General features: G+C 60.3%; 10 protein-coding genes. 6 read left to right on the top strand and 4 right to left on the bottom strand.

What is annotated here, in order from left to right; all coding sequences use genetic code 11:
• Positions 1-32: 32 nt before the first annotated feature.
• Both L4923_RS01395 and L4923_RS01390 read right to left on the bottom strand, forming a co-directional pair.
• Complete coding sequence (locus L4923_RS01395) at positions 33-437, bottom strand: hypothetical protein (RefSeq protein WP_239361512.1); 405 nt, start codon at positions 435-437, stop codon at positions 33-35.
• Between the two features lie 108 nt (positions 438-545).
• Positions 546-3,887, bottom strand: a complete 3,342-nt coding sequence (locus L4923_RS01390; RefSeq protein ID WP_239361510.1) for a M10 family metallopeptidase C-terminal domain-containing protein — start codon at positions 3,885-3,887, stop codon at positions 546-548.
• 376 nt (positions 3,888-4,263) lie between these two features.
• Between L4923_RS01390 and L4923_RS01385 the strand changes: the two genes are divergently transcribed.
• The gene (locus L4923_RS01385) at positions 4,264-6,936 is read left to right on the top strand and encodes an ATP-binding protein (RefSeq protein ID WP_239361508.1); all 2,673 of its coding nucleotides are present in this window, start codon (positions 4,264-4,266) and stop codon (positions 6,934-6,936) included.
• Between the two features lie 125 nt (positions 6,937-7,061).
• Positions 7,062-7,730, top strand: coding sequence for an LOG family protein (locus tag L4923_RS01380; protein ID WP_239361506.1), 669 nt, complete (start codon positions 7,062-7,064; stop codon positions 7,728-7,730).
• Between the two features lie 109 nt (positions 7,731-7,839).
• Here L4923_RS01380 and L4923_RS01375 read toward each other — a convergent pair whose 3' ends face one another.
• On the bottom strand, positions 7,840-8,460 hold the full coding sequence (locus L4923_RS01375) for a glutathione S-transferase family protein (protein WP_275448190.1): 621 nt from the start codon (positions 8,458-8,460) through the stop codon (positions 7,840-7,842).
• Positions 8,457-9,206 carry a GntR family transcriptional regulator gene (locus L4923_RS01370; protein ID WP_239361504.1) on the bottom strand — a complete coding sequence of 250 codons (750 nt, stop codon included), beginning with the start codon at positions 9,204-9,206 and terminating at the stop codon, positions 8,457-8,459. Before L4923_RS01370 ends, L4923_RS01375 begins: the two co-directional genes overlap by 4 nt.
• Before the next feature lie 29 nt (positions 9,207-9,235).
• Here L4923_RS01370 and L4923_RS01365 point away from each other — a divergent pair, with 29 nt between their 5' ends.
• The 4 genes from L4923_RS01365 to L4923_RS01350 are packed head-to-tail and all read left to right on the top strand — an operon-like array spanning position 9,236 to position 13,117.
• On the top strand, positions 9,236-10,090 hold the full coding sequence (locus L4923_RS01365) for an SDR family NAD(P)-dependent oxidoreductase (protein ID WP_239361503.1): 855 nt from the start codon (positions 9,236-9,238) through the stop codon (positions 10,088-10,090).
• A gap of 25 nt (positions 10,091-10,115) precedes the next feature.
• On the top strand, positions 10,116-10,622 hold the full coding sequence (locus tag L4923_RS01360) for a TRAP transporter small permease subunit (protein WP_239361497.1): 507 nt from the start codon (positions 10,116-10,118) through the stop codon (positions 10,620-10,622).
• Between the two features lie 10 nt (positions 10,623-10,632).
• Positions 10,633-11,940: a TRAP transporter large permease gene (locus tag L4923_RS01355; RefSeq protein ID WP_239361495.1), complete on the top strand. Its 1,308-nt coding sequence runs from the start codon at positions 10,633-10,635 to the stop codon at positions 11,938-11,940.
• 58 nt (positions 11,941-11,998) lie between these two features.
• On the top strand, positions 11,999-13,117 hold the full coding sequence (locus L4923_RS01350) for a C4-dicarboxylate TRAP transporter substrate-binding protein (RefSeq protein WP_239361493.1): 1,119 nt from the start codon (positions 11,999-12,001) through the stop codon (positions 13,115-13,117).
• The last annotated feature ends 2 nt before the right edge of the window (positions 13,118-13,119 follow it).

The following is a 13,119-nucleotide window of genomic DNA, read 5'->3' as shown; positions in this document are numbered from 1 at the left end:
TGAGAAGAGGCGCGTTAGCCATGGTCTCGACCTTAATACATGACCGTTTTGAGTGTGACATGGACGGGCGAGCCGACCTCGACCTTCGCGCTGCCCCGCGCGACCAGCCAGCCATCCGCACGCTCGAGGCGCGCGACGATCCGCAGCGTTGGCGACGCAGCAGCAGCGCTGGCGGTCAGGGGCAACGAGAATTCCAGCCTTTTTGAGCCGCCGCTGCTTTTGATGCGGGTTTCCGCGCCACGGCGTTGCGCCTTGTCTTTGATGCCGGGATCTTCCAGATAAATATCCAGATGACCTTCCGGGATTGCCTCATTGCCCTTGAACGCGACCGTCCCACGAATATGGGTCGATTGCGCAGAGGCTCCCGCTGTAGCGGCGGCTACAGCCGCGGCTCCGGCTGCCATCAATACAGCGCGGCGATTGGTCGGGCGCTTCATCACAAACTCTCCGTGATCGTTGCGGTGCCTATGCGGGCTCAAAAAATGCACAGGGTGACCAACGCCGAGTAAAGAAGGGGCGCCCGAAAGCGCCCCTCCACTATGGGGTCAGGCGACAATGAAGTCCGCTGCCGAAAGGTTCAGATGTGCGTTCAGTTGCGCAAACTGAATGGCTGCGGTTTGTCCAGAGCCATCGGCATCATAGGACAAGGCTCCACTATCGGTGTCGTAAATGATGCGGTCGTCCGCATCGTGAGCGACGCCTGACGCACTCTTGAAGAATGCGCCTAAGGCGAGAGCGCCATCGTCACCCAGGGCCGTGAAGATGAGGTTGTCCAGCAGGATCGTGTCGTCGGCGACGTTGAAGTCCTTGATCCGGTCGACATTGCCATCCCCGAGCGCGGTCGAGAAGCGGAAGGAATCCTCGCCCGCCCCTCCGGTCAGGATGTCGGCTGCCAGGCCACCGTCCAGAAGGTCGCTGCCTGTGCCGCCGTTGAGCTTGTCGGTGCCTGCAACACCCGGCTGAGCCGGCGCAGGCGGGAACTCGACCGACACGTTCAGCTTGTAAGTCGAGCCCTCAGGCACTGCATCCGCCCAGCCATCGCCGGGCGCATCGGGTGACCAGCTGCCTTCCTGAATGTAGTAGGTGCCGGTTTCCTTGACGACGAAGACCGTGCTCGAATCTCGGCTGGTCGCGGAGCCTGGGTCGCCGCCACCATCGTCGTTCTGGGCAACGATATTGCCGTCACTATCCAGCAGCCTGACCCAGCTGTCATGAACGTTGGGGTCGGCGATCCCATCGATGTCGATCGAGATGATCGTGCCGGCCGCCAGACTGATGCTGTAATATCCGCCCTTGCCGTTTCCGGTGGCGTTGACAGTCGTATGAAGGACGGTCGTCGAATCGAAGATGTCCGGATCCTCGGTCAGCGAGAAGTTGTTGGAGATGTCGAAAGCGGTTGCGACCGAATTGTTCGTCGCATCCGCTCCCAGTGTCGCGTAGCCGGTGCCCATGCCCGGGCGTGGCGGAGCATCTCCCTGATAGGCAAAATCGCCGAGCAGGGTGTCGTCGCCGCCGCCGCCGTTGATCGTGTCGTTGCCGCCTTGCCCGGTGAGCACATTGGCCGCGCCGTCGCCGGTCAGTTGATCGTTGAAACCCGATCCGGCGAGATTTTCGATCGAGACATAGGTATCGCCGCCAGATCTGCCGCCGCCCAGCTGGAGCCTGACGCCGCTGGTAGCGTCGGCGTAATCCGCCGTGTCGCTGCCCGCGCCGCCATTCAATTTGTCTGCCCCGCCACCGCCGGTCAGTATATCGTCGCCCGCGCCACCGGAGAGCTCGTTGGCCTGAGTATTGCCGATGAGATGGTCGTCGAACGATGAGCCGACGGCATTCTCGAAGCCGGCCAGGATATCATGCCGGATAACGGTGCCGCGCCCGACAATCTGCACCGGACCATCCGCATCGCCGCCGCTGGCGGTGCCATTCGCGAGGTCGATCGTCACACCGTCGGAGCTGCCGGCGTAGACGACCGTATCGACACCGTCGCCGCCGTCCAGATAGTCTTGACCGGCGCCACCGATGATCGTGTCGTTGCCGCCCTCGCCGTACAGGATGTCGCCGTCGTTGCCGCCATCCAATATGTCATCGCCGTCACGGCCGTTGAAGTAGTCGCCGCCGCCCTGGCCCCAGAAATGGTTTGCCGCTGCCGTGCCGATGAAGCGATCGATGCGGTCATCGGATCCGATCAGGTTCTCGATGCTGTAGAAGGTATCGCCGGAGGCGGTGCCGCCGCTGGCGACGTTCGTCTCGAGGTTGACGAGCAACTGGAAGGGGCTTTCCTTGCTGTAGTCGACCGTGTCGACGCCAGCGCCGCCTCGGAATATATCGATGCCGTCCTGGCCGCTCAGCGTGTCATCGCCATCGCCGCCGTCGAGGATGTCGTTGCCTTGGCCGCCGAGGATCGTGTCGTTGCCGCCGCCGCCATAGAGCGTGTCGTTGCCGTCATCGCTCTCGGTCTGGTCTTCGAGGTCTTCGACGTCGATCGTGTTGTTGATGTCGCGGCTGGCGAGCGAATCGCGGCCGCCGATGATCAGGTCGTCTCCGCCTTGACCAAAGATGGTGTCGTCGCCACCGCCGCCGTCGAGCGTGTCATTTCCGCCGGTGCCGAAAATGATGCTGGTCATCGTGTTGTCGCCGATGGCGGGTGGCGTTTCAGCGCTGCCGCCTCCCGGCTGGAGCGAAGATTCGTCGGCGTATATGATGTTTTCGACGTTGGCGATTTTCCCGATTTTCAGGCTCCTGGACAGCAGGACGACGGTATCGTTGCCGCCATCCGCTTCCTCGCGCACGATGTCGTCGAGGGAATCGACGAAGTAGATATCGTCGCCGCCATTGCCAGCCATGCGATCCGCGCCGCCGCGGCCGTCAAGAACATTGGCGCCGTCATTGCCGATCAGGATGTCGTCAAAGCTGCTGCCGATCCCGTTCTCGATGTAATAGGCCGTCGTATCGGCGTTGTGTCCGGCAAAGATCGACACATTGTTGCTATGGCCGTTCACGCTGGAGAACTGTCCGGCGCGCAGGTCAAGGATCGTGCCCGCCGTCGAGCCGGAGAAGTCGATCGTATCGGTTCCTCCGGTATCATGGATCACGAAGCCGATATCGTGCTGCATGCCGGAGGCGCTGAGGCGATAGCCGTCCTGCGTGGCACCAAAGCCGTAGACGTTGTCGCCTGTGTTGAGGTTGATCTCTTGATAGGTGCGCGTGCCATCCTCGTTTACGGTCGAGAAAAAGCGGCGAATGACGGCTTCTATGTCAGCCATGAGCGGCGTGGAAGCCGACCAGCGGGTGGTTTCGCCCACGTCGATGCCATCGAAATAGGACATCACGCTGTATTGCTGACGGTCGTAAGTCCAGGTCGCATTGTTCAGATAGTTGATCTGGACACCGCCGGGGCCGCTATAGTTATAGAGCCCGGGATGGTTCAGCCCAAATTCATGGCCGAATTCATGAATGAAGGAATCGAACACATAGCCGCCAATGTCCGTCTTGTTGGGCTCGGTGTCGTGGAAGCGCTGGCCGATGCTGACATAGCGGTCGCTTGAATAGGCGCTGCCGTCGTCTTCTTCGCCGAGTTCAGGGCTGACGACTTCCATCCAGTCCGTCGCGCTGTTGTAAGGCGCATCATCGACGATCTCGAACTTCAAGGGGGTCACAAGGGACCACATCTCCAAGGCGCCGATGGCTGCTGCCTTGTATTCGGGATGGTCGTTAAGCTCGTAAACGTTGATCCTCAGCGTTCCCGCCGCGATCGCTGGCGTCAGGCTACGGTCAAGCGCTCCAAGATAATCGAGATAGGCTTCGTAATCCGTACTTTTACCGTATGGATTGTCTGGCGTCTGGTCGTTGACCCACCATTGGTCGCTCGTCTGGCTTGGGTTCGGCATCGTTGGGGTTCCTCTCCTACAGCCTTAAATAGTACGGCTGCACCGGTTTGCTGCTTCCAACCACCAACAGGCATCGCGTGCCTGCTAAGCCCCATCGCCTGCGCCAATATGCTATCGGAATTTTCGACTTGTCTACCCTGTCTGATGGTGTTTCGCCTTACGTGACGGAAGCCGCGTGGAGATCGGCTATCACCACCGGGACAGTCCGGCGCTCACACATGGATCGAGGGCGCGCCGCCCCGCTTCGTCAGGGCGCGAGCAAACTTCTGTCATTCAAACCATTGTACGGCTGTCCAGATTTGCCGAATGACTTGCCTTGCGCCTGATATTACCATGACGCGGTATCCGCGACCTGGGAGCATGGATGGAGCGATAGGTGCTGCTGGAGAGAGACGGCCCGCTTGAGGCGATGCAATCGATCGCCGCTCTCGCTGCGGCAGGTCACGGTCGTGTCGTCGCAATCGAGGGCGAGGCTGGCATCGGCAAGACCTCCCTGCTCCGCGCCTTCTCAGAGAAAACGCAGACCGATTGCCGAATCCTGTGGGGATGGTGCGAGGCACTGCTCACTCCGCGTCCACTGGGTCCCGTCCATGACATGGCGGCCGAACTGGACCCGGCAATAGCAACGCTCCTGGAGGAATCCGCGGCGCCCGGGCGTCTGTTTCCCGCTCTCCTTCAGACGTTGCAGCGCGCCGACGGCACGACGGTGCTCGTCTTCGAGGACATGCACTGGGCAGACAATGCAACGCTCGACCTCATCAGATATCTGGGACGTCGAATTTCACTTATTTCCGCGATGCTGGTGCTGAGCGTGCGCAGTGATGAAGTTGATACCGATCATGGCCTGCGTCACGTTCTCGGCGATCTTCCGGCCTCCGTCGTCACACGCATCAATCTTCAGCCACTTTCGGCAGAAGGTGTGGCAAGGCTGGCGGAAGATGCAGGCCGTCCTTTCGCGGAACTTTATCGCATCACGCAAGGCAACCCTTTCTTCGTCTCCGAGCTCCTGTCGGATGTCCCCCATGAGACCCGGCGTCTGCCCGGCTCCATACGCGATGCGGTGTGGGCCCGCCTGTCACGCCTGAGCGCGGGCGAACGACGCTTGCTCGATGCCGTAAGTGTTACGCCGGGAGGCATCGAAACCTGGCTTGTTCAAGCCTTGATCGGGGAAGAGGCCGATGGGCTCATCGATCAATGCCTGGCCCGGGGATTGCTGCGGCGAGGTGAACACGATGTGCTGACATTCCGGCACGAACTGGCTCGCGAGGCTACGCTGGAGCGTCTCGCACCGTCGCTTCACAGGAACCTTCACACGCGCATCGAAGCGGCCCTCTCGGCACTGCCCGAGACGCAGGCGGATGCGATGTTGTCAAGAAGAGTTCACCATGCGGATGGAGCGGGCAATGGCCGCCGTGTGCTGGAACTCGCGCCGCGTGCCGCGCGACAGGCAGGCCTTATGGGATCTCATCGCGAGGCAGCCGCCCATCTGGCAACGGCCTTGCGCTATATAGGCTTGGCGGAACCGGAACTCGCTGCAAAGCTGCTTGAAGACTGGGCCTATGAGGCCGGGCTGAGCCTGCTGGTGTATGACGATATTTTCGAGGCCCGCCATCGGGCGATCGCTATCTGGAGACAGCTCGGCAGACCAGACAAGGTCAGCACGAACATGCGCTGGTTGTCACGACTGCATTGGCGCCAGGGTGAAGGCCGTCTGGCAGAAGACTGTGCCGACGAGGCGGTCAAGGAAGTCGAAGCACTTCCACCCGGACGCGAACTGGCTCTCGCCTACAGCACGCGTTCGCAGCTTCATATGCTGCACTATCGCTTCGATGAGGCGGTCGAATGGGGAGATCGGGCAATCGCCCTTTCGGATCGGCTGGGAGAAATCGGTACCAGGGTGCATGCATTGAACAATGTCGGGGCGGCGCTCATGTGTGCCAGCCGGCCAGGTGGCCGCGAGCGACTGCAGGAAAGCCTGTCCTTGTCGCTTCAGCACGGCCTGCATGACGATTCTGCGCGGGCCTATACGAATTTTGCCGAGTGCGCCGCGATGGAGAAGGACTTCGAGCTTTCCGAGAGGCTGCTTTCGGAAGGCATCGCCTTCTGTGCCCGGCATGACCTCGATTCAGCAGGCCAATATCTTATCGGTAGACAGGCGCAGCTTCGCCTCGAACAGGGAAGATTCCGCCAGGCTGAATCGATTGCTGAAGGCGTGATGCGGAACGACCAGTTGCCCATGGTCATGCATCTGCCCGCCATGACGGTTCTGGGTACCGTGCGGATGAGATTGGGCGAAGCGGGTGCCGATGAACTGCTTGAACGGGCGCTGAAGGAAGGTCTGCAGACCGGAGAGCCGCAACGCATCGTACCGATACGATTGGCACTGGCCGAGGCAGCCTGGCTGTCTGAAGATCGTGCATCCGCAGAAGAGCAGCTCACGGCTCTCGCGGGTATGGATCTCAACAATTTCAGACCATGGGATCTGGGGGAACTCGCGGTCTGGTGGCAGCGTTGCGCCCTCGACGCTTCCTTGCCGCAAACAGGCCCTCTGCCCTCGCCGCGCGCGGCCGAATTGAGGGGCGATCCCGTGACTGCGTCGGAGGAGTGGACGCGGCTCGGATTGCCTTACGAAGCCGCTCTGTCCGCTTTGCAGACCACTGGTGTGGAAGCGAAGGAGATTTTTCCGCGCGCGGTCGCCATGCTGGAATCTCTGGAGGCGCGACCGGCGGCTTTGCTGGCGCGCAAGCTCGCCGCGCGTCGGGGGCTGGCTGGCCGTCTGCCGAAGACTCGGCGAGGTCCCTATTCGGCAGCGCGCAATCATCCTTTGGGGCTGACGCGTCATGAACAACAGGTGCTCGCTCTGATGGCAGAGGGGATAGGCAATAAGGAGATCGCGCGTCGCATGTCGCGTTCGCCGCGCACGATCGAACATCACGTCTCTGCGGTATTGGCTAAGTTCAGCGCCGCCAACCGCATGGAAGTGCTCCTACGGTTGCGCGTCGAGCCGTGGCTGTTGGCTGGAACTGATCAGCCGTCGACGATCCAATGACTTTTTCATCTCGTCCTGAAATATGGGGGATCGTAACCCTGAAATCTGGGTAGCTTCCCCGATGTGCATCCTGCGCGCCGTCCATACTCTCAAAATGATTGTTGGGAGTGACCTGGGGCAATACCATGACTGGAGTGATCCCGAATCTCCGGGACCGTTCAAGGGACTCGTTGAGAACGGTGTGCCTGCTTTGCGGAGGATATCCCGGGACCAGTGCCGAATTTGAAAAGTCTGCTGCCGAACTCGGCCGAGCGATCGCACTCGAGGGAATTCATCTCGTCTACGGCGGGAGCGTTGGAGATTTGACCGGAACGGTAGCGATCGCGGCCGCCGAATGCGGTGGTCGTGTGACAGCGGTGCTGGCTCACCCGGGAGGAACTAACACCAATCGCTTGCCTTTTGCCGATGACTTCGTGATCGCTGCCGATCCACAGGCACGCAAGCGGACCATGTTTGACCGTGCGGACGCCTTCATCGCATTGCCCGGCGGTGTCGGAGCCATGGAGGAACTGGCAGAGATCGTCGCTTTGCATAAACAGGAGCTGGTCAGAAAGCCCCTGTTGATCGCCAATTTCGGCAAATTCTGGAACCCGCTGCTGGACCTGCTCATGTATCTGCGCAGCTCTGGTTTCATCTGCGGAGAAGCACTCGACAGTTGCCTGGTGACCGAGAGCCCGAAGGCTATTCTTCCCATGTTAGGCGTGGCGCTTGTCGTCAATGACCAACACGGAATAGCGAACGCAAATGGAGCTATAGCGGTGCATTCCTCAATAGCCGGTGCCTTGAACGCGTGAGTTCTAGTCGTTGCGATTGACGACAGAGAGCCTCAACCCGTTTTCATCGAGGCTTCTATACCGCCTCGCGTTCATGAGCGAGGCGGCATGTAGCAGGCGGCTCGTATGCTCAGGCATGGGGTAATGTCGACGTCATGGACGGACGCTGCGAAACCTCGCTGAACCAACGGGCCAGCTCTGGGTGCCCGCTTCTCCAGTCCTTGTCTGCAAAGCGGAAGTCGAGATAACCCAGTGCACAGGCGGCAGCGATGGCACCGGCATGGAAATCGGCGGATATTTCAGGGAACCAGTTATGTTCCAAGGCGTCGAGGCCTGAATCGACCTTTTCCATCTGACCGCGATACCAGTCTTCCCAGAAGAATTGCTGCGGGCGCAAAACCGATTCGTAGCGGCACAGGAGTGCTGCATCGAGGATGGAGTCGGCGAGAGCTTCCAACGTGAGAACAGTGAAGCGGCGCGCGTCTTGAGGATATAACGAGCCCTCTTGCGATGCGAGCGAGTCGACATAGGCGCAGATGACACGGCTGTCGAAGATAGGCGCGTCATCGTCGACCAGCGCACAAGGAACTTTCCCGGAAGCGTTGTGTCGAACGATGTTTTCGTCCCGCTTCACCGGCCAGGCGGCCGACGGCAATTTCTCGACTTCGGCGGCAAGTCCTCGCTCATGGGCACAGACCATAACCTTGCGGACGAAAGGAGACGCGGGAGAGAAGAAAAGTCTGATCGTCATGCTGCAGGCCTCCGGTTTCGTCTGCGGGTGCGGGTTTTCGATGAGCGTGTGTCGGCCGTCGGGACGCGCAGGAAATCCTCGGGATATTCCTCCAACTGCGTGTGCAGGTGCTCGAGCGCGAAGGTGATATGCTCGCGCATGATGGCGGCAGCACGCTCGCCCTGCCCTTTGGCCAAGGCGCGGGCAATACGATGATGGTCGTCGTGCGACCGGCGAATGACGTAGAAGTCGCGCCACATGATCACACGATCAGAAGCGAGCGGCACGTTGTGCAGGCTCTCCACGAAGGTCTTTATCCAGGGGTTGGCGGCGAACTCCATGATCGCGGTGTGGAAGCCAACATTCATGCGCCGGTAGGGCACCAGATTCTCGGGCGAAAGCGAACCGGGCGACAATAGCCGGTCTCCTTCTTCGACGAGCTCGAACAGCTGCCTTTCGGCCGTTTCCGACATGTTGAAGGCAGCCAAGCGGCAGGCCGTCGCTTCCAATTCAGCCCTGACCTGGAAGGCGCCGGCGACATCCGAAAACGAGAACTCGCGGACATAGAAGCCGCGGTTGCTTTCGTAGGAAACCAGACCGCTCTGGGTAAGCGCGGTCAGCGCTGTCCGCAGCGGTGTGCGCGAAATTCCCAGCATGTCGGCGAGCTTGTCCTGATGCAATTTTTCGCCCGGGCGCAGATCCCCGCTCAGGATCGCTTCGCGGATACGCTCGATGACGAACTCAGTGCTGGTATGGGCATCGGTCAAAGACGTGGCCTCCTGCTGATATGCACATAATGTATCCAAAATTGTCAATTTGCACGATTTTTGTTTGCGAGAATCCTAATAATGTGTTCATTGTGGCCTCACTCAAGAGGGAGGAGCCTCTCTGCATGTCGACTGTTTGTCTGGTCACCGGCGCCGCCGGTGGCATCGGGAAAGCTATTGTCTCGCGCCTGGCACAGGACGGTTATTCCGTGCTTGCCGCCGATCTTTCGGTGCAGAAGGCGGAGTCTGCGATTGCCGGCCTGCCAGGTCGTGGTCACCGCGCGATTGCCCTCGACGTTGCCAACGAAAGCAACGTGGCCGCCATTTTTGCAGACGCTGCCGCACGCGGAACTCAAATTGATCAGGTCGTCGCCGCCGCCGGCATCCTGCTCTTTGCAGGCAATGGTGAGCGCCCCCCTATCGTCGACATCACTCTTGCCGACTGGGAACGTACGCAGTCGGTGAACTCCACTGGAACGTTCCTGCTGTTGCGCGAGTTCCTGCGTGGAGCTTCCCGGCGACAGATCGCCAACGGTCGTTTTGTCGGCTTCAGCTCCGTTGCTGCACAGCTTGGCGGGTATCGTTCCAGCGCGGCCTATATCGCATCCAAAACCGCGATCCTTGGTCTGATCAAGGCCGGTGCGCGCGAAGCGGCCGCATTGGGTGTCACGGTCAATGCCGTGGCTCCCGGCCTGATCGATGCGCCGATGCTTCGGCAGTCTCTTCCTCCGGAAAATGATGGGATGGCCTCAAGCAACATCCCGCTCCAGCGGCTTGGAACACCGGAGGACGTCGCGGGTGCCGTCTCGTTCCTGATCGGGCCGGATGCCGCCTACATCACCGGCGCGGTGATCGACATCAATGGCGGTTACCGAATGCAGTGATGCACGCCACGGGAGGGAGGAAATCATGGTGAAAATAGCCGAAACGCTGACCCGCCTGCTGGCATGGGTCGCGGGCCTGGCCGTTCTGCTGATGATGTTTCACGTCATGGTCGATGTGCTGGGCAAGTATCTTTTCAACGCGCCGCTGCCCGGTACGGCGGAAGTGGTCGCGGCCTACTACATGATCGGAGCGGTGTTCCTGCCCCTGGCGTGGGTGGAGGTTTCAGGCGGCTCCATCGTCGTCGAGGTGATCTACGAGAAGGTGCCGGAACGCGCGCAGAAGATCATGCTGATCCTGGCCGACATCGTCTCGGCAATCTACTACAGCGTATTGGCCTGGTTCTCCTGGGGCGTTGCTGTTCACGCCTGGAAGATCAACGAAACAGTCGACGGAATCTGGCGTGTCACCACCTGGCCCGCGAAGTTCCTGCTGCCTTTTGGTTTCGGTCTCGTCGTCATCGTGCTGCTGATGCGCATCCTGATGGGCGAGCGCGGTCGCATGAAAGCAGCCCATTCCGCCGTAGAAATCTAAGAGGGCCAAGATGGAACGGCTGGAAATCGGCTTCATCGGCATATTTGCCATTCTCGCGCTGATCGGTATCCGTGTGCCGATCGGCGTGGCCATGGGCAGCACCGCCTTCTTCGGAATCTGGGCCATGATGGGCCTGGGCCCTGCTATCGGCATCTCGAAGGCGATCCCCTTCAACCTCATCGGCGACTGGAATCTTTCCGCTATTCCGATGTTCCTGTTCATGGGGTTCGTCGCTGTCGAAGCCGGGCTGACACGCGGCTTGTTCGGCGCGGCGCGCATCTTTCTTGCCCGCATTCCAGGCGGGCTTGCCTCCTCCACTGTCTTTGCTTCGGCCCTGTTCGGAGCGGCGAGCGGCTCGAGCGTCGCAACATCGGCAGCCTTCTCGCGCATCGCGATCCCCGAGATGCTGGATGGCAAATACAATCCTGGCCTGGCGACCGGCTCAGTCGCCGCATCCGGCACGCTCGCGGCGCTGATACCGCCCTCGGTGTTGATGATCGTCTATTGCCTGCTGGTCGACAGCTCCATCAACACGCTTTTCATGGCAGGCGTGGTGCCGGGCATCCTGACCGCGGCTGCATTCATCATCATGATCACGCTGCGCTGCGTGCTTAATCCCGAACTTGCGCCACGCTACGTCGACAAGACGACAGGTGCCGAAAAATGGGCGCTTATCCGCGATGCCTGGCCGCTGCCGGTGATCACCTTCATCGTCATGGGAGGCATTTTCACGGGTGCGTTCACCGCAACAGAATCCGGAGCGGTCGGCGCTTTCCTGGCCTGCATCATTGCGGCGATCCGCGGCCGGCTCAACTATCCGATGTTGCGGCGTGCCCTCATCGACACGGCCTCCGGCACCTCTGCCATTTTCATGATCGTGCTGGGCGCAGCGTTGTTTGCCCGTTTCGTTGCGCTCGCCACCATCCCGACCTGGGTGATGGGCTTCTTTGAAGGCTACGAGACGATGACCATCGTCATCTGCATCTGCATCATCCTGGTGTTGATGGGTACTTTCATGGAGGAAATCTCCATCATGCTGCTCACCATGCCGGTCCTGGTGCCCGTGCTCAGCAGCCACGGCATCGATCTCACCTGGTTCGGTATTCTGGTCATCAAGTTGATGACGATCGGACTGATCAGTCCGCCGGTCGGCATGAACGTCTTCGTCATCAAATCCGCGCTCGGCGATCGCGTTACGCTCAACCAGATTTTCGGGGGCGTCACCTGGTTCATCATCGTCGATCTGTTTGTGCTGGCTGCATTGATCGCGTTTCCGCAGATCAGCCTATGGCTGCCAAATCTGATGATGAGCCGATAGCGGACCGTCTCAGCGCCACAAGACCACACCAACAACCAAACAAAAAAGGGAGTGAGAGATGAGAAAATTGCTTTTAGGAACAGCGGCACTGACGTTGCTGACCTCGGCCGCGTGGTCGGATACCTTCCAGGCCACGAACTGGATGGCGCCTGCGCACATTCTCAACGAGTTTCCGTACCAGCAGTTCTCCAAGGATGTCGCCAAGGCGACGGACGGCGCGCTGCAATTCGAGGTCTACTCTTCCGGAGCGCTGGTGCCGGCGCCGACCACCATGCAGGCGATCTCGGACGGTGTGGCGCAGCTTGGCATCGTCTATCCGCCTTACACGCCTTCCGAACTCCCGCTCAGCAACACGGTGAACGACCTGGCCTTTGTCGCCAAGGATGATCTGGCGGCGGCCTTCGCCTGGACCGAGCTTGGACTGACCAATCCGAAGATCAAGGCCGAATGGTCGAAGAATGGCGGTGTCTTCGTCGGCGGCTATTCGACGCCCTTCTACAATTTCATCTGCATGAAAGAGATCGTCTCCCCGAACGATGTCGCCGGAAAGAAGGTCCGCGTTGCCGGTACTGCGCAGACGGAATGGATCCAATCCTTGAAGGGGGTTCCGGTCTCGGTGCCGATCGCGGATGTCTATTCGGGGCTGGAGCGCGGCTCCATCGATTGCACCATGTCCGATGCCACCAATCTCGATAAGGGCAACAAGTTTTGGGAGGTGGCAAAGACGGTAAATACGCTCCCCATGGGGGTCGTCGTGGGAGCGACATACGTCTTCAACAAGGATTTCTGGACCGGACGGACGCCGGAGCAGCGCCGTATCCTGCTTGATGAGGTCGCCCTTGGCCTTGCCCGGTCGCAGGTGGCCTATCATGTCGGCGTCGAAGCGGCGTTGAAAGGCTCGGCCGAACGCGGTCTCAAAGTCTCGGAGCCGACACAGGAAATGAAAGATACGCTGAGCGCGTTCCAGGCTTCCGTGGCAAAGGCCTTGCCGGCAAAGGCAGTTGCAACCCGCGGCATCGAAGACCCGACGGACGTGCTCAATGAATTCGTCACACTCGAGGAAAAGTGGCGCAAGCTGGTCGCCGACGTCGACCGTACCAATCCGGATGCCGTGGCTGCGATCCTGACGACCAATCTGTACGACAAGATCGACCCCAACACATTCGGCACCGACTAACG

Source organism: Terribium retamae, from assembly GCF_022347545.1.
Taxonomy (GTDB): domain Bacteria; phylum Pseudomonadota; class Alphaproteobacteria; order Rhizobiales; family Rhizobiaceae; genus Mesorhizobium; species Mesorhizobium retamae.
The sequence above is the reverse complement of the archived record's forward strand: the minus strand, read 5'-3'. Positions and strand labels throughout refer to the sequence as shown.

Coding starts and splice junctions, on each gene's coding strand:
- L4923_RS01375 (WP_275448190.1), bottom strand. CDS start 8,460: ATGACGATCAGACTTTTCTTCTCTCCCGCGTCTCCTTTCGTCCGCAAG.
- L4923_RS01360 (WP_239361497.1), top strand. CDS start 10,116: ATGGTGAAAATAGCCGAAACGCTGACCCGCCTGCTGGCATGGGTCGCG.
- L4923_RS01390 (WP_239361510.1), bottom strand. CDS start 3,887: ATGCCGAACCCAAGCCAGACGAGCGACCAATGGTGGGTCAACGACCAG.
- L4923_RS01350 (WP_239361493.1), top strand. CDS start 11,999: ATGAGAAAATTGCTTTTAGGAACAGCGGCACTGACGTTGCTGACCTCG.
- L4923_RS01355 (WP_239361495.1), top strand. CDS start 10,633: ATGGAACGGCTGGAAATCGGCTTCATCGGCATATTTGCCATTCTCGCG.
- L4923_RS01395 (WP_239361512.1), bottom strand. CDS start 437: ATGAAGCGCCCGACCAATCGCCGCGCTGTATTGATGGCAGCCGGAGCC.
- L4923_RS01365 (WP_239361503.1), top strand. CDS start 9,236: ATGTATCCAAAATTGTCAATTTGCACGATTTTTGTTTGCGAGAATCCT.
- L4923_RS01380 (WP_239361506.1), top strand. CDS start 7,062: ATGACTGGAGTGATCCCGAATCTCCGGGACCGTTCAAGGGACTCGTTG.